The following is a 21,669-nucleotide window of genomic DNA, read 5'->3' as shown; positions in this document are numbered from 1 at the left end:
TCAGGCTCCATCGCTGTCAGCGGGCGGGAAGCGTCTGATCGTTTCTTCCGCCTCGCTGATCGCCTCCGGTGTGCCAACGGTCAGCCATTGACCAGCCATCTCGACGCTATAGAGCCGGCTGCGGGCGATGGCCCGGTCGAAATAGATGTTCAGGTTGAAGGCATCCTGCGGCGCGTCGTCAAAGAGTTCCGGCAAGAGCGCGATGGCACCCGCGTAGACGACCGGAGCGGGATCGCCCTCCGTATAGCGTTTGAGCCTGCCGTCGGCACCAAGCGAGAAGTCTTTCTTACCGTTATGCCCTGTGGTCCGCTCGAGCGGCACGCAGAGCAGCGCCATGTCCATCCGCGCCGGGTCGAAGAAATCGGCCAGAAGCGATAGATTGGATTTGTCCGCGCTTTCGTCGCCGATCCAGAACAGGTCGGCATTCATCACGAAGGCCGGCGAACGGTCGAGCAGCTTCAGCCCCTTGACCAGTCCGCCACCGGAATTCATCAGCGCCTCGCGCTCATCAGAAATGAGGATGTTCAGACCATGATATCCCGCAAGATGGGCTTCCATCTGTTCGGCGAAGTGATGGACATTGATCACCACCTGCTCGACGCCAGCCGCAACGAGGATATCGAGCACGTAGTCGATCATCGGTCTTCCGGCGATCGCAACCAGCGGCTTCGGCATGGTATTGGTGATCGGTCGCATCCGAGTCCCGAGCCCGGCTGCGAGCACCATTGCATGGGTGATTTTCATTATGCCTGCGCCAGTGATTCGGTTGGGCCGATTCCAACCCGTGCGCACCAGTCGCGCAAGGGGGCAAGCGCTTCGTGCTCAAAGGCGACGGAAAGATGCCAAAGCGTGCGTGGCATATGCTTCATGTAGCCGGGCTTATGATCGCGCTTCATCAGCCGGACCCAAAGTCCGTTCAGTTTGCAGGCGCGCTGGGCCGACATGATCGCCCATGCCTTGAGGAAGGACTGCTCATCGAAGTCCGGCTCGGCACGGCGAAGCGAAAGATAGTCGGCCATCAATTGGTCAACGAGCGGTCTTTCGACCGTGACGCGGGCGTCCTGAACGATCGACACGAGATCATAGGCAGACGGCCCGATCATCGCATCCTGGAAATCGATCAGGCCGATACGCTGAACGCCCAGCTCGGCGCCGCGCCAGATAATGTTCGGCGAATGGAAGTCGCGCAGGACCAGGTTCTTCTCGGTATCGGCAAGTTGGTCAATCAGTCTGTCCCAGATTGCTCCATATTCCGCGCGCTCTTCGTCCGATGCCGGCGCCCCGTTTCGCTTCCACGGCAGGTGCCAGTCGATCAGAAGCTCGGCTTCCATCTTCATCACCGTACGGTCGTAGTCCGGCACATGGTGCATGCCGCCGGTCGGCAGCGGAATGTCGCGGTCGAAGCGCGTCGCGTGCAGTGCCGCGAGGCATTCGACACTGGCCCGGTAGCGCTCGGCGATCGGCTTGCCGTCCTCGTCAAGAACAGTCTCTTGGCCTAAATCCTCGATCAGCAGCAGACCGGCTTCGCAATCGCTTTCATAGATTTCCGGAGCGGCAAATCCCCGGTCGCGCAGGGCCGTATCGATAGCGACAAAGGGGTAGACGTCTTCGGCCAGATGGGCGATCTGCGAATAGGGCTTGCCGTTGCGGATTGGCGGGCCGTCTGGCTGGCGCGGCGCATCCATGAGGATACGTCTTGTGCCGGCGTCGGCCGGATAAATGTACTCATAGGCACGGGTGGAGGCATCACCGGTCAGGTGCCGCCGGCGAGCGCCCGCATAGCCATGCGCGTCGAGAAAGCGCCGGATGAGGAAGACGCGCTCAATGCGGGCGATCTTGAGCGCTGGCGCCGTGATGGTGATTTGGCGTCCGCCACCTGGTTCGAAGCCGAAAGCGATGTCGATCCGTGACCCGGGCAAAGCCGTTCCCGCCTTGTCCGGCCATTCGACAAGGCAGACGCCGCTGTCAAGGGCGTCGGAAAAGCCTATCTCCTCAAGCTCTTCGGGGTCCGTGAGACGGTAAAGGTCGAAATGCGCGACAGCCAATCGCAGATCGTAGTTCTGGACCAGCGTGAAGGTCGGGCTCGGCACTTCGAGATAGTCATCATCCGCCATGGCCCGCAGCAAGGCGCGCGACAATGTCGACTTGCCGGCGCCGAGATCTCCCCAGAGCGCCAGGCAGTCGCCGGGCTTCACCACTAGGGCCAATTCCTCACCGAGGCGGTCGGTCTCGGTTTCGTCGGCGAGGCGCAGCGAAAGGCTCGATCGCGTGTCGGTCATCCGGCGGCGGCGATGGCTTGCGGTTCGAGCACGGCGGAAGGGATGCGGCAGGTCACGGTGGTGCCGCGTCCCTGCTCGCTGTCAATCGAAACCTCGCCCTGGTGCAGGTTGACGAAGCTCTCGACGATGGAAAGCCCGAGCCCTGCGCCACTGCGCTTGCCGGTCTTGGCATTGGTCGAAAAACGATTGAACACAGTGGCCAGCATGTCTTGCGACATACCGCAACCGTTGTCGTGGACCGTGAAGACGAAATCACCATCGTCGCGCCAGCACTTCAACTCGATCGACGATCCCTCCGGCGCGAAGTTCACGGCATTGGTGAGCAGCTTGATCAGAATCTGCTTGAGCCGCTGCTGGTCTGCGACGATATGGCCGAGCTGGGCGACAGCCGCGATCTCCAGGGAGACATTGCCTTCCTGCAGTCGGTCGGTCATCTGCATCGACACGTCGTCAAGCAGGTCGTTGAGATCGATCTCCGTATAGTCGAGCCGCATGATGCCGGCATCTACAGTGGCCAGATCCAGAATATCATTGACGATTGTCAAAAGAACTGAGGACGAGGTCGAAATATGGTCGATATATTCCGCCTGGCGTTCGTTGAGCGGTCCGATCGCCGGGGTCTTCAGGAGATCGGTGAAGCCGATGATATTGGTGAGCGGGGAGCGCAATTCATAAGAGACGTGCTGGACGAAGTCGTTCTTCAACTCGTCAGCCTTGCGCAGCGCTTCGTTCTTTTCCTTGAGTGCTCGCTCGGCTCGCACGCTGTCCGTCATATTGACGAAGGTCAGCATGGTCTGTGCATTCGGCAGGGGCGTCACGGCATAATCGAGAACCAGGCCGGAATAGAGCTCCAGCGTGCCTTGGCTCGACGGCCGCTCGTCCTCGAAACTGGTTATGATCTTGGCAAAGGCCTTCCAGCCGTCGGCTCCCTCATAGGACGGGGCGCAGGCAGCTTCGATCGCCTTGATATGAGTTCCATGCTTGGCGTCAGCCTCCGGAATACCCCAAAGCGCGCGAAAGGCTGGATTCGATAGTTCTATACGCCCGTCCGGACCAAATACCGCGACTCCTTCGGACAGATGATCGATCGTCTCGCCGCGAACCCTGAGCAGCGTATTGTAGCGGCTTTCCAGGTCGAATTGCGCCGTGACGTTTTCGAAAACGCAGGTTGCGCCACCCTGCGGATGGGCCGAGGCGATAACCCGCAGTGTCTGACCGTTCGGCAGATGCCAGAGCTCAGTCTGGGTCTCGAGCGAGCGATAGACCGAAAGCGTGTTTTCTTTCCACGCCTTCCAGCTCAGCTGCTCCGGCAGCTTGCGGGCCGAACGTAGGCGGTCCAGCAGCTCGCCATGGTCTGGATGCGACTCGAGGAAAAGCGGTTCGAGGTCCCAGAGTTTCTGGAACGGCTGATTGAAGAATTGCAGGCGTCGGTCGCCGTCGAAGATGGCGACCGGGGTCTCGAGGTGTTCAAGCGTTTCGGCATGGCTCTTCAGTGTGCGGGCCAGTTCCTCGCGAAGCTCTTCTTCGCCGCTGACGTCGACTGCCATGCCGCAAGAACCGGAAGGCTCGCGAACGTCGACCACATCGAAGAAGCTTCGCTTGCCGCGCACGGCAGTGGAGACGACGTCATGGAAGGGCGATTCGGGCGTCGCGCTTGCCTTGATCTTCTCCCGGGTCAGGCTGGTGAGGATCTCTCGGCTTTCGCGCACGGCTTGATCAGGCGACTTGGCCTCGACCGCTTCACTATAGGCATGGTTGACCCAGATCAGGTGTCCTTCCGCGTCGCGGCGCCAGACTGGTTGTTCGATGGCGTCGAGCAGTGATTCGAACGTTGCGATGGAATTCCTCAAGCGGTTGCGTTCGATCTTCAGTTCGGCGAGTTCGGCACGCAGGTTGTTGAGGGCGACGAAACGGGCGAATGCCCGCCCGCCGGAAAGGCGGCCTTGGACCTCGATCACTTCGCCTCGATGGGTCTCTATGATGACGTCGAAGCTCTCGGCCCCGTAGCGCAAGGCCTCGATCGCTTTTTCCAATTCGCTCGCCGAGGCTGGTTTCAGCCAGCGTCCGAAGGCGAGGAACTCCCCATCGGTTTGCGGCGCTCCGGTCTCGACCGGCAATTGGCCGAGGAATTCCGGCTTGCCGTTCTGTCCATCCCAGATAACAATCCGGCGGTTTTTTTCGGCAATCAGCGCGTGATAGCGTGAGATCTGCTGTTTCGCGTCGGAGAGGGCTGAACGCATTTCGGCACCTTCGGCCTCGAGCCGTCCGCGCTGGCGGATCAGCCACCCGGCAGAGAGCATCGCCGCCGAGAGGATGCCGAGAACAAGTGCGTATCCGACCATTTCGACCGATGTGAAGAGCTTTTCACTCGGCGGGATCACCGCGTCTGTCTGCGCCAAACTGGGAGAGAAAAAGCCGGTCAGGATGGTTCCGCCCATGCAGGCGCGCCACAATCGTGGCAGCAGACCCGGTCTCACGCGCGAACGAGTTCCCTCGTTCGCGCTGGCGTTTTCTTGGTTGCAATCCCGGGCGCGCCGCCGCGCTGCTTTGGGATCGACACCCGCCGCTTTGTTCCGATTGAACGGGCCGTTGTTATTTACCGACATCCTCGGTCTGTCTCCGTCCTATGTGCCGCATCGTCGACAAGACATCCCATTTCGCCGACGCCCTGATGGGTGCGCCACGAATCAAGTGCTAAAACAATACTGCTTAAGGAAATCTGCGGGAAGGGTCGGGGGCAAAAAAGAAACCGCAGCCTTTGTCAAGGCTGCGGTCACTAGATTTGGTAGATATCCAGAGGATTATCAATAGCGGTAGTGGTCCGCCTTGAACGGGCCCTGCGGCGTCACACCGATATAGGCGGCCTGTTCTTCAGAAAGTGTGGTCAGCTTCACGCCGAGCTTTTCGAGATGCAGCCGAGCGACCTTTTCGTCGAGGTGTTTCGGCAGGACATAGACCTCGTTCTTGTATTCGCCGGGCTTGGTAAAGAGCTCGATCTGCGCCAGAACCTGGTTGGTGAAGGAGGCCGACATGACAAAGGACGGATGACCGGTCGCATTGCCGAGATTGAGCAGGCGACCTTGCGAAAGAAGGATCATCCGGTTGCCCTTGGGGAACTCGATCATGTCAACCTGTGGCTTGACATTGGTCCACTTGAGATTGCGCAGAGCGGCGACCTGGATCTCGTTATCGAAGTGCCCGATATTGCCGACGATCGCCATGTCCTTCATCTCGCGCATGTGCTCGATGCGGATGACGTCCTTGTTGCCGGTGGTGGTGATGAAGATGTCGGCGGAGGCGACGACGTCTTCCAGCGTGACGACTTCAAAGCCGTCCATGGCAGCCTGCAGGGCGCAGATTGGGTCGACTTCGGTGACCTTGACGCGGGCGCCTGCGCCGCGCAGTGATGCAGCGGATCCCTTGCCGACATCGCCATAGCCGCATACGACGGCGACCTTGCCGGCCATCATCACGTCGGTGCCGCGGCGAATGCCGTCCACCAGCGATTCCTTGCAGCCGTACTTATTGTCGAACTTCGACTTGGTCACGCTGTCATTGACGTTGATCGCCGGGAAGGGGAGGAGGCCCTTCTTGCTCAGTTCGTAAAGGCGGTGAACGCCCGTGGTGGTTTCCTCGGTCACGCCGAGGATCGCATCGCGCTGCTTGGTGAACCAGCCAGGGGAAGCGGCGAGGCGCTTCTTGATCTGCGCGAACAGAATCTCTTCCTCTTCCGAGCCTGGATTGGAAAGCACGTCCTCGCCGGCTTCGGCGCGTGCGCCGAGCAGGATGTACATGCTGGCGTCACCACCATCATCGAGGATCATGTTCGAGACGCCGCCGTCACGCCATTGGAAGATCTGGTCGGTATAGGTCCAGTATTCTTCAAGCGTTTCGCCCTTGACGGCGTAGACCGGGATGCCAGCGGCGGCAATCGCTGCGGCCGCATGGTCCTGGGTCGAGAAGATATTGCAGGAGGCCCAGCGCACTTCCGCGCCGAGAGCCACCAGCGTCTCGATCAGAACAGCAGTCTGGATGGTCATGTGCAGCGAGCCGGTGATGCGGGCGCCCTTCAGCGGCTGGCTCTGGCCGAACTCTGTGCGGCAGGACATCAGTCCCGGCATTTCAGTTTCGGCAATGGCAATTTCCTTGCGGCCGAAATCGGCGAGGCCGATATCTGCGACGATATAGTCGTTATGTGCGGTCATGAAGCGCTCCCGGCTAGGATGACGGCGCAGGCCCGGCTCCGTGATCGGCGAAAGGCAAGCACCATGCGTGACCCCTCTGCAAAAGACGGGTTTCTGATCCGCGTTTAGCAGGGATTACCGAGATTGGCAAGATGACATAAAGAGGTCTTTATGTCTTTATATGATTAAGCGGTGATTACATCTCTTCGCCGAACTTGTCCGCGACGAGGGATTCCAGGGCGTCAAGCACCGCACTCGCCTGATTGCCTGTGGCGCTAACCGTAATCGAACAGCCCGGGCTGGCAGCCAGCATCATCAATCCCATGATGGAGGTGCCACCGACTGTTGTGCCGTCCTTGGTGACCTGCACGGAAGCGTCGAAATCGTTCACTGTCTGGACGAATTTGGCCGAGGCACGGGCATGCAGGCCACGCTTGTTGATGATCAGCAGTTCCCGCGAATTAGGCATGGAAGGACCTTCGGACAGATCACTTGCCGCTCAGCACGCGGCTGGCGACGTTGATATACTTGCGTCCGGCGTCGGAGGCATCCGCCAGCGCCTTTTCCATATCGTTCTCGCCGCGCACGCCAGCCAGCTTGATGAGCATGGGCAGGTTGACGCCAGCGATCACCTCGATCCGGCCGGTGTTCATCACGGAAATGGCGAGATTTGAAGGTGTTCCACCGAACATGTCCGTCAGGATGATCACACCATGCCCGTCATCGGCACGCATCACCGCGTCCAGGATGTCCTGGCGACGTTGATCCATATCGTCGTCCGGACCGATGCAGACGGTTTCGATGAATTTCTGAGGTCCCACGACATGCTCGACGGCATGCTGAAATTCCTCAGCCAGCTTGCCATGGGTGACAAGCACAAGTCCGATCATTCTTCTAATACCCCTTGCCTGCGCAGACAGATGGCGGAGATAACGCAACGCAGGTACTTCGTCCATCAGTGGCTCGCCATCTTGGCGATGAAAGCGCGAAGTTCAAGCGTAAACTGCGGTCCGTTTCGATGAAGCGAACGCGGTTTAGGAAGCGATCAAGGCATTTATGAAAGAAAAAGGCAAGCGCAGGTCGCTCGGAACGTGGAGTGCTGGCAAGCTGACTTCGCCAAAAAGTGTTTCCCTTGCCTTTTCGGGGGGCAATCGTTTTGCCTCGCCCCGTATCACCGGGACAACAGCATAGTGCAGCAGGGCGCGGGGAATACTGGCGATCCGCGCTATGCCGCCGTGGCGCAACTCGATCAGATCCTTGATGGTCTCGGGTCGCGAAGCCACGACATGCGTGCCGAAACGGGAGATGAAAACTTGGTCATCCGCCACCAAGGCGGCGAACTGGCCATGAAGACGTGCCTCGCACAAACAATCGAAGGCGAGCATCGACTTTCCCGATCCTGATGGGCCGATGAAGACGAGGCCGGTGGTGCCGACGACGATCGCTGTTGCGTGGATATTGACGCCGCGGCCGCTCAAGCCGCAGCCTCAACAGGCAGCGACAGGATGAACCGTGCGCCAAGCCGTCTGCCGGTTCCGGGTTCGATGATGTTCTCGGCCCTCAGGCTGCCGCCATGGGCCTCGGCTATCTGCCGGCTGATGGAAAGACCGAGACCGGAATTCTGGCCGAAGCTCTCGCCCTCGGGTCGGTCCGTGTAGAAGCGCTCAAAGATGCGGTCGATGTCCTCGGCCTGGATGCCCGGGCCATTATCCTCAATCTGAACGAGGCAGCGCCCTCGGGTGCGGGACAGTTTCACGGTGATCTTACCGCCTACCTCCGGCACGAAAGAGCGGGCATTTTCGATCAGATTGGTGATGATCTGGCCGAGTCTGAGATCATGTCCCTGGACGACAAAGCCGGTCTTGGCGCCTGGCTTCTGATCGATGATATAGTCAAGCTCGACCGGCTTCTTGGTGCTTCTGATTTGCCGCGAGACATCGACTAGACTGGACAGCAGCACTTCGAGGTCGACTGGCTTTGCATCGCTGCGCGCCAGTTCGGCGTCGAGACGGGAGGCGTCGGAAATGTCGCTGATCAATCGGTCGAGGCGACGTACGTCGTGCTGGATGACATCCATCAGCCGTTGTCGCGAGTGGTCGCTCTTGGCGAGCGGCAGGGTTTCCACCGCGCTGCGCAGTGAGGTAAGGGGGTTTTTCAGCTCATGGCTGACGTCGGCAGCGAAACTCTCGATCGCGTCGATCCGGTCATAAAGCGCATTGGTCATGTCGCGAAGGGCGACGGAAAGATTGCCGATTTCGTCTTGGCGAGCGGAGAAGTCGGGGATTTGCTCGCGCTCCCTGGCACCACGGCGCACGCGGATCGCCGCCGCCGCAAGTCGCCGCAGCGGGTTGGCGATGGTCGAGGACAGAAGCAGAGAGACGACAATGTTGACAAGGGCTGCGACCCCGAAGACACGCAGGATGGCCAGACGCTCGGCATGGACGATCTTGTCGATGTCGCCGGCCTGCGTGGAGAGCAGCAGGACGCCGAGAACCGCACGAAAGCGCTGGACGGGCACAGCGACCGAAACGATAAGTTCGCTCTGGTCGGTGACGCGCACGACGGCGCCGCGCACACCGGTGAGCGCATTCATCACCTCTGGATAGATCGATCCGTCGCCACCAGGCGCTTCCTTGTAGACCGGGAGATTCGACGGCTGGAGAGCCATGTTGAAGATGCGTGCCACCCAGTCGGTCACGCTGGAGGAGTCACCTTCGACTGGTGGCAGATCGAAGCGCAGAACCTGGCCACGTGAATAGAGGTGGCGCGAATCGAGCAAGAGGTTGGCGTCTGCGTCGAACAGCCGAGCGCGCGTGCGTGTTGGCGAGATCAGCCGTCTGAGCACAGGTGCGACCCGTTCCGGGTTGATGGGGAATTCGAGGTCCTCGTCGTTCGGAACCGGTGTTATGCTCTGTCCGGCTTGGAGTTCCAGTAGTTTCTGCGGATCGATGGTGATCGAGTTGGTGTCGACCGAGGCCGAGGCGGAAATGGCCCCGGCGATGATCTCGCCTTGGGTCAGCAGGCTTTCGACGCGCGCGTCGATCAGGCCTTCGCGGAACTGGTTGAGGTACATGATGCCGCCGACCAGCACGATCAGGGCGGCAAGGTTGAAGAAGACGATACGTCGGGTCAGGCTGGAAAACAGCGCATGACCGAAAATCCGTCGTATCAGCGTAAACGGGTGGACTGGAAAGTGGCGCTGTTCGCCTCCGCCATCCAGTTCGTCCATCATCCCGTTATCCAATTGCTTGGCCACGCTCAACCCTTTTGCCGGGCGGCCGATCAGGCCGCCGCGGCGTTACGCCGCTTCGCGGAAGCGGTAGCCTACGCCGTAGAGCGTTTCAATCATGTCGAAGTCGGTATCGACCATCTTGAACTTCTTGCGCAGGCGCTTGATGTGGCTGTCGATCGTACGGTCATCGACGTAGACCTGCTCGTCATAGGCCGCGTCCATCAGCGCGTCGCGGCTTTTCACCACACCAGGACGCTGAGCCAGCGATTGCAGGATAAGGAATTCTGTCACCGTCAGTGTTACCGGGTCGCCTTTCCAGGTGCAGGTGTGGCGCTCCTGATCCATGACCAGCTGTCCCCGTTCCAGCGTACGGGCCTGCTGCTCGGCGGCCGTCCTCGGGGGGCCGCCGGCGGCCAGGTTTTCCCGGCTCGCAGCGCGGCGAAGAATGGCCTTGACCCGCTCGACCAGGAGGCGCTGCGAGAACGGTTTTGTGATGAAGTCGTCGGCTCCCATTTTCAAACCGAACAGCTCGTCGATCTCCTCATCCTTGGAGGTCAGGAAGATCACTGGAATATCCGATTTCTGCCGTAGGCGCCGCAGTAGTTCCATGCCGTCCATGCGTGGCATTTTGATATCGAAGATTGCGAGTTGAGGCGGACGTGCCAGCAAGCCGTCGAGCGCCGATGCTCCATCGGTGTAAGTCTCGACCTTGTATCCTTCGGCCTCGAGCGCGATCGATACGGACGTGAGAATATTGCGGTCGTCGTCTACGAGCGCGATCGTCTGCATTGTATTTGTCTCCGTCATCATGAAGCGCGACTCCTGGTATCGTCCCAACCCAAGGTGTGGTGGCGTTCGGATGCGCTTATTGAGGATAAAGGTGGAACAAATTGTGGCAAAGATAAAGGGGCGTGCCGTAAGTCCTGCGGCAATCGGGGTGCAATGTGCTGTCACAACAACCGAAAGATGGTCATGCAAACCGATTTAAAAAATGTGATTCTGATTTAAATCGATTAATTATTTGAAATTATTGAATGTTTTTTGATTTGCTTCTTGCGTTTTGAAAACTCGAACACTAGGTTCGCCAAAATTCAACGTCACTTTCCTAATACAAGAGGATGCGCGCTCATGGAGGAGCTTGGTGTAAATAATCCCCTCATCGGGGTAGCAGCGATCGGTTTGGGAGACGCGGCTCGCGTCTACTACAATGTCCGTGAGCGCGACCTTTATGAAGAGGCGATTCGCCGTAACGAAGCTGTGCTGACTGCTGATGGCGCGCTTTGCGCGGTTACGGGGCAGCACACCGGCCGTTCGGCCAAGGACAAGTTTATCGTCCGCGACAGCCACACCGACGGCCAGATTTGGTGGGACAACAACAAGCCCATGTCGCCGGAGCACTTCGGTATCCTGCACAAGGATATGTTGGCCCACGCGGCAGGTAAGGATCTGTTCGTCCAAGACCTGATCGGCGGCGCTGATGCCGAGAACGAACTCCCGACTCGCGTCGTGACCGAGCTTGCTTGGCACTCGCTGTTCATCCGCAACTTGCTGATTCGCCCGGAGCGCTCGGCGCTCAGCGAATTCCAGCCGAAGCTGACGATCATCAATTTGCCGAGCTTCCGTGCCGATCCGGCCCGTCACGGCTGCCGTACAGAAACGGTCATCGCCTGCGACTTCACCAACGGCATCGTTCTCATCGGTGGTACGTCCTATGCCGGCGAAATGAAGAAGTCGGTCTTCACCGCACTCAACTACATGCTGCCGCCGAAGGGCGTTATGCCGATGCACTGCTCGGCGAATGTTGGCCCGGCCGGCGATGCTGCCGTCTTCTTCGGTCTGTCGGGCACCGGCAAGACGACGCTTTCGGCTGACCCGAGCCGCACGCTGATTGGCGATGACGAGCACGGCTGGGGCGAACATGGCATCTTCAACTTCGAAGGTGGCTGCTACGCCAAGACCATTCGTCTTTCGGCCGAGGCCGAGCCGGAAATCTACGCCACCACCAAGCGCTTCGGCACCGTTCTGGAGAACGTCGTGCTGGATGACGCCGGCGTGCCGGACTTCAACGATGCCTCGCGCACAGAAAACACTCGTTGCGCCTATCCGCTGCACTTCATTCCGAACGCATCGGACACCGGCCGTGCCGGTCATCCGAAGACGATCATCATGCTCACGGCCGATGCCTTCGGCGTGTTGCCGCCGATCGCCAAGCTGACGCCCGAACAGGCCATGTATCACTTCCTTTCCGGTTACACCGCCAAGGTTGCCGGTACGGAAAAGGGCGTCACCGAGCCGGAAGCCACCTTCTCGACCTGCTTCGGCGCTCCGTTCATGCCGCGTCATCCGGCTGAGTACGGCAATCTGCTGCGTGATCTGATCGCCAAGCACAATGTCGACTGCTGGCTGGTCAACACCGGCTGGACCGGTGGTGCTTACGGCGTCGGTCATCGTATGCCGATCAAGGCCACCCGCGCTCTGCTCGCCGGCGCACTGAGCGGCGAACTGAAAAAGGCCGAGACCCGTATCGATCCGAGCTTCGGCTTTGCCGTTCCGGTTGCGGTCGAAGGGGTCGACACGACGATCCTCGACCCGCGCTCGACCTGGTCGGATGGAGCGGAATACGATGCGCAGGCCAAGAAGCTGGTGGCGATGTTCATCACCAACTTCGCCAAGTTCGAGGATCATGTCGATCACTCGGTCCGCGCCGCTGCTCCGAGCGCAAATATCGCAGCTGAGTAAGACGGCAGTCATGACTTAATGAAACCCGGCGGATCAAACCGCCGGGTTTCTTGTTTTCCGCAGCGTTCGAATATGAAATAGAGCGGACGGAGACAGGACATGGCCAGCGAAGCACTTCTTATCAATAACCGGATCACCCTTGCCGGCTGGGAACTGACGGAGCAGTTTGTTCTGGCTGGCGGTCCGGGTGGACAGAATGTCAACAAGGTGTCGACTGCGGTCCAACTGTTCTTCAACATTGCCGGATCGCCCGCTCTCCCTGACAGGGTCAAGGAGAATGCCCTGAAGCTTGCCGGACGGCGTGCTTCGAAGGAGGGCGTGCTGATGATCGAGGCGAATCGCTTTCGTAGCCAGGAGCGTAACCGCGAGGATGCGCGTGACCGGCTCAAGGAACTGATCCTCGCCGCCGCCGCTCCCCCGCCGCCCCCGCGCAGAAAAACCAAGCCGACCAAGGGTTCTGTGGAGCGCCGGCTGAAGGAAAAATCGGGACGATCTGAAGTCAAGAAAATGCGCGGCAAACCTGCGGGAGACTAATTTAGCTTGCCATTCTGCGAATGGAACCTAGTCTTCCAAAGTGCGTTTTCTCGCTTAGCATAACGACAATCCGAAGGGAGTGATCATGGGTTTTTTCGACTTCATCAAGAGCGCAGGCAAGAAACTCGGAATCGGCGACGATGATGCTGCCCCCGATGTCGAGGCCGTCAAGAAGGAACTCGCCTCCCACAATCTCGGGACCGACAAGGTCGACGTTGCCGTCATCGATGACAAGGTCGTGCTCAAGGGCACCGTGAAGGACCAGTCGGCCTTTGAAAAGGCGGTAATTGCCGTGGGCAATACGCTCGGGATTTCCAAGGTGCAGGCGGACGAGCTCAAGATCGCCGGCCCCGACGCGGCGACGCTTGTGGAAGCGAAGGCGCCGGTCTTCTATACCGTGAAGAAGGGCGACAATTTGTGGAAGATTGCCGAGGCGCAATACGGCAAGGGTAAGGGTGCCAAGCACACCGTGATCTTCGAAGCGAACACGCCCATGCTGACCCATCCCGACAAGATCTATCCTGGCCAGGTCCTGCGTATTCCCGATCTCGCCGACTGATTTTGCGGTGAAGGCGGCGGCGGAAACGCCGCCGTTCTCGCGTTATGATTGAGCATTCCAAGCGTAGCCTGCCGGAAGGCCTTCGTTATGTCCCTGATCTCATCGACCGCCGAGACCAGGAAGACCTCGTCACGGCCATTCGTGATATCGCGGTGAAGGCGCCGCTCTTCGTTCCGGCCATGCCCGGTACGGGCAAGGAAATGTCGGTTCGCATGACGAATTGCGGTCCGCTTGGTTGGGTGACCGACAAGGAGCGCGGTTATCGTTATCAATCCACCCATCCGGTCACGGGCAAGCCTTGGCCCGCCATTCCCGCGATGTTGCTCAATATCTGGGACCGGGTTTCTGGTTGTGACAAGCGACCGGAGGCGTGTTTGGTCAACTTCTATGACGACAGCGCTCGCATGAGCCTGCACCAGGATCGGGATGAGAAGGATTTCGAGGCGCCGGTCGTGTCGGTTTCGCTTGGCAATACCTGCCTGTTTCGTGTCGGCGGTACCAGCCGCAAAGATCCGACCATCTCCCTGAAGCTCAGGAGCGGCGATGTTTTCATCATCGGCGGACCAGGACGGCTCTGCTTCCATGGTGTCGACCGGATTTATCCGGCGACCTCGACGCTTCTGAAGAATGGCGGGCGCATCAATCTGACACTCAGGCGGGTCAATCGCTGACCGACATTGATGGCGGGCTATCGAACGAATAGCCGGTGATGCATCGCTTACAGTTTTCTGAGCGCCACCTGCTCAACGAGGTGGTTGTCGCCCTTGCGCAGAATGAGATCGGCGCGCGGCCGAGTCGGCAGAATGTTTTCCCGCAGGTTCTTCAGGTTGGTATTTTGCCAGAGCCCCTCTGCGATCGTCAGCGCTTCTTCTTCGCTGATTGCCGCATAACGGTTGAAATAGGAATTCGGATCACGGAACGCGGTCTGCCGCAGCTTCATGAAGCGATCGACATACCAGCGATGAATGAGCGCCTCTTCCGCATCGATGTAGATCGAAAAGTCGAAAAAGTCCGAAACGATCGGTATGATCTTGCCGTCAGCCGGCAGGTCACGCGACTGAAGCACGTTGATGCCCTCGAAGATCAGGATGTCCGGGCGATCGATGATCTTGTGCTCGTTCGGCAGTACGTCGTAGATGAGGTGCGAATAGGCTGGCGCCTTGACGTTCGGCAGGCCCGCTTTGATCGCAGAGAGGAAGCGCAGAAGCGCGCCGGTATCGTAGCTTTCGGGAAAGCCCTTGCGATTGAGGATATTGTGACGAACCAGATGGGCGTTTGAATACAGGAAGCCATCAGTCGTCACGAGGTCGACCTTCGGGCTCGACGGCCAACGTGCCAGGAGCTCTTTCAGGATGCGTGCCGTCGTCGACTTGCCAACCGCCACCGAGCCGGCGATGCCGATCACGAAGGGCGTCTTCGAGACGCCCGCGGTGCTGAGGAAGCGACTGCGCTGCTGAAACAACAACTGGGATGATTCGACATGAGCCGAAAGCAGGCGCGATAGCGACAGATAGATGCGTCGCACTTCATCGAGATCGATCGGGTCGTCGATCGAGCGAAGCCGCTTCAATTCGTCGGACGTTAGCGTCAGCGGCGTGTCGGCCCGGAATTGGGCCCATTCTTCCGAAGTGAAGAACAGATAGGGCGAATAGCCGTTCGCCTGAAAGTGGTCGAGCATCTCTGGCGTTTCGGATTCCCGTGTCGCTGTCGTCATGGATCCTGCCGGCTGGCCTTTTCGCTGAGGCCCGTCTGGGCTGTGCGCCGTTGAAGCTCGTCAAGCACCGCTTGTAGCGGGATGTCGGCGATTTTCAATACGACCATCAGGTGATAGATGAGGTCGGCACTCTCGTAGACGAGGTTTTCCCGATCGTCCTTGATCGCGGCAATCACCGCCTCGACAGCTTCTTCGCCCAGTTTTTTTGCCGCCTTCGACTGTCCGCCAGCAACGAGTTTCGCCGTCCAAGATTCGCTAGGACTGGCCTGCGCGCGGTTTGCAACGATCTTCTCGAGGTCGGTCAGGGAGAAATCACTCATCACAGATCCCTTTCGCGTGGTTCAGTCGAGCCGCATGGCTATGCCATGCTGCGCCATATATTGCTTGGCCTCGGCAATGGAATAGGTGCCGAAGTGGAAGATCGAGGCGGCGAGCACGGCGGTGGCGTGCCCATCTTTGATGCCGGCGACCAGGTCATCGAGGTTGCCGACGCCACCGGAGGCGATGACCGGGACCCGCACGCTGTCGGCAATGGTTCTCGTCAATTCGAGATCGTACCCAATCTTTGTTCCGTCGCGGTCCATCGATGTGACAAGCAATTCTCCTGCCCCGCGCTCCACCATTTTCAATGCGAACTCGACGGCATCTATGCCGGTCGGCGTGCGGCCGCCGTGCGTATATATTTCCCAGGCGCTTAAGTTGTCGCCACCCGCTTCCTGCTTTCGGCGTTGCTTCGCATCGATCGAAACAACGATGCACTGGTCGCCGAACTTGTCCGCCGCCTCTGCGATGAAATCCGGATTTTTCACAGCGGCCGAATTGATGGCCACCTTGTCGGCGCCGCAGAGCAGCAGCTTTCGGATATCGGCGATTGTGCGAACGCCGCCACCGACTGTGAGCGGCATGAAACAGTGATCGGCGGTTTGCGCAACGACCTCGAAGATCGTGTCGCGATTGTCCGAAGACGCCGTGATATCGAGGAAGCACAGTTCGTCGGCACCGGCGGCGTCATAGGCCTTTGCCGCCTCGACGGGATCACCGGCGTCGATCAGGTCGACGAAGTTCACGCCCTTGACGACGCGGCCGTCCTTTACGTCCAGGCAGGGAATGACACGGGCTTTGAGCGTCATCGGTCTATCCTTGTTTAACTGCGTGCGGCGCGGATCAGTGCCAGCGCCTCGGCCGGATCGATGCGGCCGTCGTAGAGTGCACGGCCGGTAATCGCGCCCTCGAGCTTGGCCGCATCCGGCTCGAGCATCCGGCGAATATCGTTCATCGAGGCAAGTCCGCCCGAGGCGATCACCGGGATGGAGACGGCATCGGCCAGCGCCAGCGTCGATTCCCAGTTGATGCCAGTCAGGATGCCGTCGCGATCAATATCGGTATAGATGATTGCGGATACACCGGCTCCCTCGAATTTTTTCGCCAACTCGATCACACCAAGTTCGGAGGCTTCCGCCCAGCCTTCCACGGCGACTTTGCCGCCCTTGGCGTCGATGCCAACGGCAACCTTGCCCGGAAAGGCCTTGCAGGCCTCAATTACCAGACCCGGATCGCGCACGGCTACGGTGCCGAGGATGACGCGGGACAAGCCGCGATTGAGCCAGTTCTCGATATGCTCGAGGCTGCGAATGCCGCCGCCGAGCTGAACCGGGTTCTTGGTCGCTTTTAGGATCGCATCGACGGCAGCCCCGTTGACGCTCGTCCCCGCGAAGGCCCCGTTGAGGTCCACGACATGAAGCCACTCGAAACCTTGGTCCTCGAAGGCTTTCGCCTGGGCGCCCGGATCGGTGCTGTAGACGGTTGCCTGGTCCATGTCGCCGAGCTTGAGCCGTACGCACTGGCCGTCCTTGAGGTCGATGGCGGGAAAGAGGATCATGTGGAATGCCCGATACGCGAGGAGACTTACGGTTGCCAGGAAAGAAAGTTGGCAATCAGTTTGAGGCCGAGTGCCTGGCTCTTTTCCGGATGAAACTGGGCGCCGACCATATTGGCGCGGCCGACGAAAGCCGTCATTGGTCCGCCATAGTCTGTGGTGGCGATCACCTCTTCCGGATTTTCCGCAGCCAGATGATAGGAGTGGACGAAGTAGGCGTGCAGACCATTCGGCCCTGTCTTGATCCCATCGAACAAAGGATGCGGCTGATGCAGGTCGAGCGTGTTCCAGCCGATCTGCGGGATCTTCAGCGATAGGTCGCTCGGGGTCATCTCGACGACGTCGCCCTTGATCCAGCCGAAGCCGGGCGTGATGGTCTTTTCCAACCCTCGGGTCGACATAAGCTGCATGCCGACGCAGATGCCGAAGAAGGGGCGAGCCTTCTTTTCCACCGCCTCAACGATGGCCTCATGCATGCCGGCGACCGCGTCGAGGCCACGACGGCAATCGGCATAGGCGCCAACGCCCGGCAGCACGATGCGATCGGCCGTTGCCACGCGCTCGGCCTTGTCGGTCAGTTCGATGGTCGCGTCGATGCCGCTTTCGCGTGCAGCCCGCTCGAAGGCCTTGGTGGCTGACCGTAGATTTCCGGATCCATAATCGATGATCGCCACGCGCATCGTGGAACGTCCTCTTCCTGAAAGCGATGCGATGGAGAGAGGTCCCCGCCGCGCCGCAATGCGATGATCAAGCTGCCTGCCGCAGTCTCCCGGCGGGCGACTTCAGACGAGAGTGCCCTTGGTCGACGGGACGCGGCTTGCCTGGCGTGGATCGATCTCGAGTGCCGTCCGCAACGCCCGCGCCACGGCCTTGAAGCAGGTCTCGGCGATATGGTGATTGTTGGCACCATAGTGATTAAGAATATGCAAGGTGATGCCAGCGTTCTGCGCTAGGGCCTGGAAGAACTCACGCACCAGTTCGGTGTCGAAAGTGCCGATCTTCGGGGCGCTGAAAGCGACGTTCCACACCAGGAACGGCCGGCCGGAGACGTCGATCGCCGCCTTGGTCATGGTTTCGTCCATGGCGAGGTCGATCGAGGCATAACGGGTGATGCCACGCCGGTCGCCGAGCGCCTTGGAAATCGCCTGGCCGATGGCGATGCCGGTATCCTCGACCGTGTGGTGATCGTCGATGTGAAGGTCGCCCTTGACGTCGATCTCCGTGTCGATCAGCGAATGTCGGGCAAGCTGGTCGAGCATATGGTCGAAGAAGCCGACGCCCGTGGAAATCGTCGCCACGCCGGTCCCATCGAGATTGACGGAAACCGAAACGGAGGTTTCGTTGGTCTTGCGGGAAATGCTTCCCACGCGTCGCATTGCTGTTTCGCCCATCAGGGTCTGCTCCATTCCTTGGTCAGGGGTTCCTTATCAGGCGACCAGCCAAATATCCAGCAAAAGCAGGCGGCTCCATATCGCAATGCGTCACGAGATTGCATTCGCGCGGGACCAACTTACATAGGAACAAACAGCGCGGTTTCGCGCATCCAATCCAACACCCGGTGGACGGGCAGCAGGAGCGTCAATGACAACGATTATTACCGTGCGCAAGGGCGGCAAGGTCATCATGGCCGGTGATGGCCAAGTGAGCCTCGGTCAGACCGTGATGAAGGGCAATGCCCGCAAGGTGCGCCGTATCGGCAAGGGTGATGTGATCATCGGTTTTGCTGGAGCGACGGCCGATGCCTTCACGTTGCTCGAGCGGCTGGAAAAGAAACTCGAGCAATATCCCGGCCAGCTGATGCGTGCTGCCGTAGAACTGGCCAAGGACTGGCGTACCGACAAGTATCTGCGCAATCTGGAGGCGATGATGCTCGTCGCTGACAGGTCCATCACGCTGGCGATCACCGGCAATGGCGATGTGCTCGAGCCGGAGCATGGGGCCATCGCGATCGGCTCCGGCGGGAATTATGCTTTCGCCGCCGCCCGCGCCCTGATGGACACGGACAAGTCGGCAGAAGAGATCGCCCGCCAGGCCATGGCGATTGCCGCCGATATCTGCGTCTATACCAACGGTAACGTTGTGATCGAGACGCTCGACAGCGAAAGCTGATCCTCACTCAATTCCGATCGATTGGAACAAGCGACATGACGACTTTTTCTCCCCGCGAGATCGTATCCGAACTCGACCGCTTTATCATCGGGCAGCACGACGCCAAGCGCGCCGTAGCGATTGCTCTGCGCAACCGCTGGCGCCGTCAACAGCTTGACGAGAGCCTGCGCGACGAAGTGATGCCGAAGAACATTCTGATGATCGGCCCGACTGGTGTCGGCAAGACCGAGATCTCGCGCCGCCTTGCCAAGCTTGCCGGCGCCCCCTTCATCAAGATCGAGGCGACGAAGTTCACCGAAGTCGGCTATGTTGGCCGCGACGTCGAGCAGATCATCCGCGATCTTGTCGAGATCGGCATCGGCTTGGTTCGCGAAAAGAAGCGTTCCGAGGTGCAGGCCCAGGCTCACGCTGGCGCCGAGGAGCGGGTGCTTGACGCTTTGGTCGGAGCAACTGCCTCTCCTGCAACGCGAGACAGCTTCCGCAAGAAGCTGCGCGACGGCCTGATGGATGACAAGGAAATCGACATCGAGATTGCTGACAGCGGCAACGGGATGCCCGGCTTCGAGGTCCCGGGAATGCCAGGCGCTAATGTCGGTATTCTCAATCTGTCAGAGATGTTCGGCAAGGCTATGGGTGGTCGCACCAAGAAGGTTCGCACCACTGTGAAAGCCTCCTACGCCGATTTGATCCGCGACGAATCCGACAAGCTGATCGACAATGAAGTCATCCAGCGCGAGGCAGTCCGTTCGGTCGAGAACGACGGTATTGTCTTCCTCGATGAGATTGACAAGATCGCCGCGCGCGACGGCGGCGTGGGTGCCGGTGTGTCGCGCGAGGGCGTCCAGCGTGATTTGCTGCCTCTGGTGGAGGGCACGACGGTATCGACGAAATACGGACCGGTGAAGACTGACCATATCCTCTTCATTGCCTCCGGCGCTTTCCATGTATCGAAGCCATCGGACCTGTTGCCCGAACTCCAGGGCCGTCTGCCGATCCGAGTCGAGCTGAAGCCGCTCACCAAGGAGGACTTCCGCCGCATCCTGACCGAGACCGAGGCGAGCCTGATCCGCCAGTACAAGGCGTTGATGGCAACCGAGGAACTCAATCTCGACTTCACCGAGGATGCGATCGATGCGCTTGCCGATGTCGCCGTTAAACTCAATACTTCGGTCGAGAATATCGGCGCGCGGCGCCTTCAGACCGTCATGGAGCGCGTGCTCGACGATATTTCGTTCAACGCGCCTGATCGCGGTGGGTCTGCCGTGATGATTGACTCGGAGTATGTGCGTGAACATGTCGGGGAGATCGCTGCCGACGCTGACCTGTCGCGTTACATTCTGTAAGGCGGATGTAGAAAAGCGCCTTCATCGAAGGAATGTCGCAAATGTGAGGCGTAGCAAGGTCGACAAGCGCGGCCTTGTTTCTATAAGGGTGACGCCGCTGGCAAAGGCAAGTCGATGGTCTTGAACTGGAGGTGAAGGTACGTGGGTCGTTTTACTCGGGCAATCTTCCTGGTGCTGCTTGTCCTTACTCCGACAGGCGCTAGCGCAGGTTCCGTCCGGGTCGTGCCCGCAGGCAACCGCCACACAGAGCAGCCGGCGATTCCAGGTGCTTCGGTGCGCCGCACTCAAGCTGGCAAGACCACCTTTGACCTGAAATACGAGAAAGTACGCGATCTTCTCGCGTCGGACGATCGGCTGCGATCGAAGATCAAGGCGACGGCAGCGGCCTATGGCATTGATCCGATCCATATGGTGGGCGCGATTGTCGGCGAGCATACCTTCAACGTTGACGTCTATGATACCCTGCAGAGCTATTATGTGAAGGCGGCCTCCTATGCCGGCAACAGCTTCCGCTTTGCCTACGATGAAGAGAGTATTGCTGATTTCGTGGCCCGACCGGAATTCGGCGCCTGCGCGGACGAGACGGATTCCTATCATCTCTGGTCGTGCCGCGAAGATGTTTGGGAGAAGACCTTTCGGGGCCGTACCGTTGGCGGCAAGTCCTATCCGAACAACCGTTTCAGTGCGGTGTTTTTCCAGCCCTTTTACGCCGGCCAGACCTTCGGGCTCGGCCAGATCAATCCGCTGACTGCACTCATGCTGTCCGACCTGGTTTCAAAGACGTCGGGAGTAGCTAAGCTCGACGAGAACGATGCGGCAGGCGTCTACAAGGCGATCATGGATCCGGATCTTTCGCTCGCTTTCATGGCTGGCGTGCTGCGCAAGGCGATCGACGACTATCGCTCGGTGGCCGGGATGGACATCTCAAGAAACCCGGGCGTGACAGCGACACTGTTCAATGTCGGTAATTCCCTGCAGCGGGCGCGGATCCTTGCGGCCAAGAACGCGGCTTCAAGTTCGCCGGTCTGGCCTGAGGAAAACTATTATGGCTGGCTGGTCAATGACCGACTGAAAGAACTTGAACGCCTTTTCTAGCCGAA

General features: G+C 59.5%; 22 protein-coding genes. 7 read left to right on the top strand and 15 right to left on the bottom strand.

The genetic code is table 11. The features are described from left to right. From RNA01_RS17500 to RNA01_RS17460, 9 genes are all read right to left on the bottom strand, one after another. On the bottom strand, positions 1 to 744 hold the full coding sequence (locus RNA01_RS17500; RefSeq protein WP_147181500.1) for a nucleotidyltransferase family protein: 744 nt from the start codon (positions 742 to 744) through the stop codon (positions 1 to 3). Then, positions 744 to 2,279 (bottom strand): tRNA (adenosine(37)-N6)-threonylcarbamoyltransferase complex ATPase subunit type 1 TsaE, encoded by a 1,536-nt coding sequence (gene tsaE / locus RNA01_RS17495; RefSeq protein WP_147181499.1) that lies wholly within the window; start codon positions 2,277 to 2,279, stop codon positions 744 to 746. The genes RNA01_RS17500 and tsaE overlap by 1 nt, the downstream gene beginning before the upstream one ends. After that, positions 2,276 to 4,717 carry a sensor histidine kinase gene (locus RNA01_RS17490; RefSeq protein WP_235916738.1) on the bottom strand — a complete coding sequence of 814 codons (2,442 nt, stop codon included), beginning with the start codon at positions 4,715 to 4,717 and terminating at the stop codon, positions 2,276 to 2,278. Before RNA01_RS17490 ends, tsaE begins: the two co-directional genes overlap by 4 nt. Before the next feature lie 366 nt (positions 4,718 to 5,083). Beyond that, the gene (ahcY, locus tag RNA01_RS17485; protein ID WP_147181497.1) at positions 5,084 to 6,484 is read right to left on the bottom strand and encodes an adenosylhomocysteinase; all 1,401 of its coding nucleotides are present in this window, start codon (positions 6,482 to 6,484) and stop codon (positions 5,084 to 5,086) included. A 175-nt stretch (positions 6,485 to 6,659) separates the two neighbouring features. Then, positions 6,660 to 6,932 (bottom strand): HPr family phosphocarrier protein, encoded by a 273-nt coding sequence (locus RNA01_RS17480; protein ID WP_147181496.1) that lies wholly within the window; start codon positions 6,930 to 6,932, stop codon positions 6,660 to 6,662. Positions 6,933 to 6,951: 19 nt separating this feature from the next. Next, complete coding sequence (locus RNA01_RS17475) at positions 6,952 to 7,353, bottom strand: PTS sugar transporter subunit IIA (protein WP_147181495.1); 402 nt, start codon at positions 7,351 to 7,353, stop codon at positions 6,952 to 6,954. A 144-nt stretch (positions 7,354 to 7,497) separates the two neighbouring features. Continuing rightward, the gene (locus tag RNA01_RS17470) at positions 7,498 to 7,941 is read right to left on the bottom strand and encodes an HPr kinase/phosphorylase (protein ID WP_147181494.1); all 444 of its coding nucleotides are present in this window, start codon (positions 7,939 to 7,941) and stop codon (positions 7,498 to 7,500) included. Further along, on the bottom strand, positions 7,938 to 9,692 hold the full coding sequence (locus tag RNA01_RS17465; RefSeq protein ID WP_147181544.1) for a sensor histidine kinase: 1,755 nt from the start codon (positions 9,690 to 9,692) through the stop codon (positions 7,938 to 7,940). The genes RNA01_RS17470 and RNA01_RS17465 overlap by 4 nt, the downstream gene beginning before the upstream one ends. Before the next feature lie 69 nt (positions 9,693 to 9,761). Beyond that, complete coding sequence (locus RNA01_RS17460; protein WP_210245773.1) at positions 9,762 to 10,484, bottom strand: response regulator transcription factor; 723 nt, start codon at positions 10,482 to 10,484, stop codon at positions 9,762 to 9,764. 339 nt (positions 10,485 to 10,823) lie between these two features. Between RNA01_RS17460 and RNA01_RS17455 the strand changes: the two genes are divergently transcribed. The 4 genes from RNA01_RS17455 to RNA01_RS17440 all read left to right on the top strand — a co-directional run bounded on the left by RNA01_RS17455 (position 10,824) and on the right by RNA01_RS17440 (position 14,198). Continuing rightward, positions 10,824 to 12,434 (top strand): phosphoenolpyruvate carboxykinase, encoded by a 1,611-nt coding sequence (locus tag RNA01_RS17455; RefSeq protein WP_147181493.1) that lies wholly within the window; start codon positions 10,824 to 10,826, stop codon positions 12,432 to 12,434. A gap of 99 nt (positions 12,435 to 12,533) precedes the next feature. Further along, on the top strand, positions 12,534 to 12,968 hold the full coding sequence (gene arfB / locus RNA01_RS17450; RefSeq protein ID WP_147181492.1) for an alternative ribosome rescue aminoacyl-tRNA hydrolase ArfB: 435 nt from the start codon (positions 12,534 to 12,536) through the stop codon (positions 12,966 to 12,968). 85 nt (positions 12,969 to 13,053) lie between these two features. Next, the gene (gene lysM, locus RNA01_RS17445) at positions 13,054 to 13,527 is read left to right on the top strand and encodes a peptidoglycan-binding protein LysM (RefSeq protein ID WP_147181491.1); all 474 of its coding nucleotides are present in this window, start codon (positions 13,054 to 13,056) and stop codon (positions 13,525 to 13,527) included. A 68-nt stretch (positions 13,528 to 13,595) separates the two neighbouring features. Then, positions 13,596 to 14,198 (top strand): alpha-ketoglutarate-dependent dioxygenase AlkB family protein, encoded by a 603-nt coding sequence (locus RNA01_RS17440; RefSeq protein ID WP_147181542.1) that lies wholly within the window; start codon positions 13,596 to 13,598, stop codon positions 14,196 to 14,198. A 47-nt stretch (positions 14,199 to 14,245) separates the two neighbouring features. Here RNA01_RS17440 and coaA read toward each other — a convergent pair whose 3' ends face one another. The 6 genes from coaA to hisB form a co-directional block, all read right to left on the bottom strand. Next, the gene (gene coaA, locus RNA01_RS17435; protein ID WP_147181490.1) at positions 14,246 to 15,241 is read right to left on the bottom strand and encodes a type I pantothenate kinase; all 996 of its coding nucleotides are present in this window, start codon (positions 15,239 to 15,241) and stop codon (positions 14,246 to 14,248) included. Beyond that, complete coding sequence (locus RNA01_RS17430; RefSeq protein ID WP_147181489.1) at positions 15,238 to 15,561, bottom strand: phosphoribosyl-ATP diphosphatase; 324 nt, start codon at positions 15,559 to 15,561, stop codon at positions 15,238 to 15,240. The genes coaA and RNA01_RS17430 overlap by 4 nt, the downstream gene beginning before the upstream one ends. A gap of 21 nt (positions 15,562 to 15,582) precedes the next feature. Beyond that, on the bottom strand, positions 15,583 to 16,371 hold the full coding sequence (hisF, locus tag RNA01_RS17425) for an imidazole glycerol phosphate synthase subunit HisF (RefSeq protein ID WP_147181488.1): 789 nt from the start codon (positions 16,369 to 16,371) through the stop codon (positions 15,583 to 15,585). 14 nt (positions 16,372 to 16,385) lie between these two features. Beyond that, the gene (gene hisA, locus RNA01_RS17420; RefSeq protein ID WP_147181487.1) at positions 16,386 to 17,120 is read right to left on the bottom strand and encodes a 1-(5-phosphoribosyl)-5-[(5-phosphoribosylamino)methylideneamino]imidazole-4-carboxamide isomerase; all 735 of its coding nucleotides are present in this window, start codon (positions 17,118 to 17,120) and stop codon (positions 16,386 to 16,388) included. A gap of 26 nt (positions 17,121 to 17,146) precedes the next feature. Then, positions 17,147 to 17,797, bottom strand: coding sequence for an imidazole glycerol phosphate synthase subunit HisH (gene hisH / locus RNA01_RS17415; protein WP_147181486.1), 651 nt, complete (start codon positions 17,795 to 17,797; stop codon positions 17,147 to 17,149). Positions 17,798 to 17,899: 102 nt separating this feature from the next. Further along, entirely contained in the window at positions 17,900 to 18,508 is a 609-nt protein-coding gene (hisB, locus tag RNA01_RS17410; RefSeq protein WP_147181485.1) for an imidazoleglycerol-phosphate dehydratase HisB, read from the bottom strand. 190 nt (positions 18,509 to 18,698) lie between these two features. On the opposite strand from hisB, the gene hslV reads away from it, so the two are divergent. The 3 genes from hslV to RNA01_RS17395 all read left to right on the top strand — a co-directional run bounded on the left by hslV (position 18,699) and on the right by RNA01_RS17395 (position 21,664). Next, a complete protein-coding gene (gene hslV / locus RNA01_RS17405) occupies positions 18,699 to 19,226 on the top strand; it encodes an ATP-dependent protease subunit HslV (protein ID WP_147181484.1) in 528 nt (175 codons plus the stop codon). Positions 19,227 to 19,261: 35 nt separating this feature from the next. Then, positions 19,262 to 20,569 carry an ATP-dependent protease ATPase subunit HslU gene (gene hslU / locus RNA01_RS17400; protein WP_147181483.1) on the top strand — a complete coding sequence of 436 codons (1,308 nt, stop codon included), beginning with the start codon at positions 19,262 to 19,264 and terminating at the stop codon, positions 20,567 to 20,569. Positions 20,570 to 20,731: 162 nt separating this feature from the next. Then, positions 20,732 to 21,664, top strand: a complete 933-nt coding sequence (locus RNA01_RS17395) for a DUF1402 family protein (protein ID WP_147181541.1) — start codon at positions 20,732 to 20,734, stop codon at positions 21,662 to 21,664. The last annotated feature ends 5 nt before the right edge of the window (positions 21,665 to 21,669 follow it).

The organism is Paenirhizobium naphthalenivorans (assembly GCF_007992095.1).
Lineage (GTDB): Bacteria > Pseudomonadota > Alphaproteobacteria > Rhizobiales > Rhizobiaceae > Allorhizobium > Allorhizobium naphthalenivorans.
Note: the sequence above shows the minus strand (reverse complement) of the source record. Positions and strands in the feature narration are given on the sequence as shown.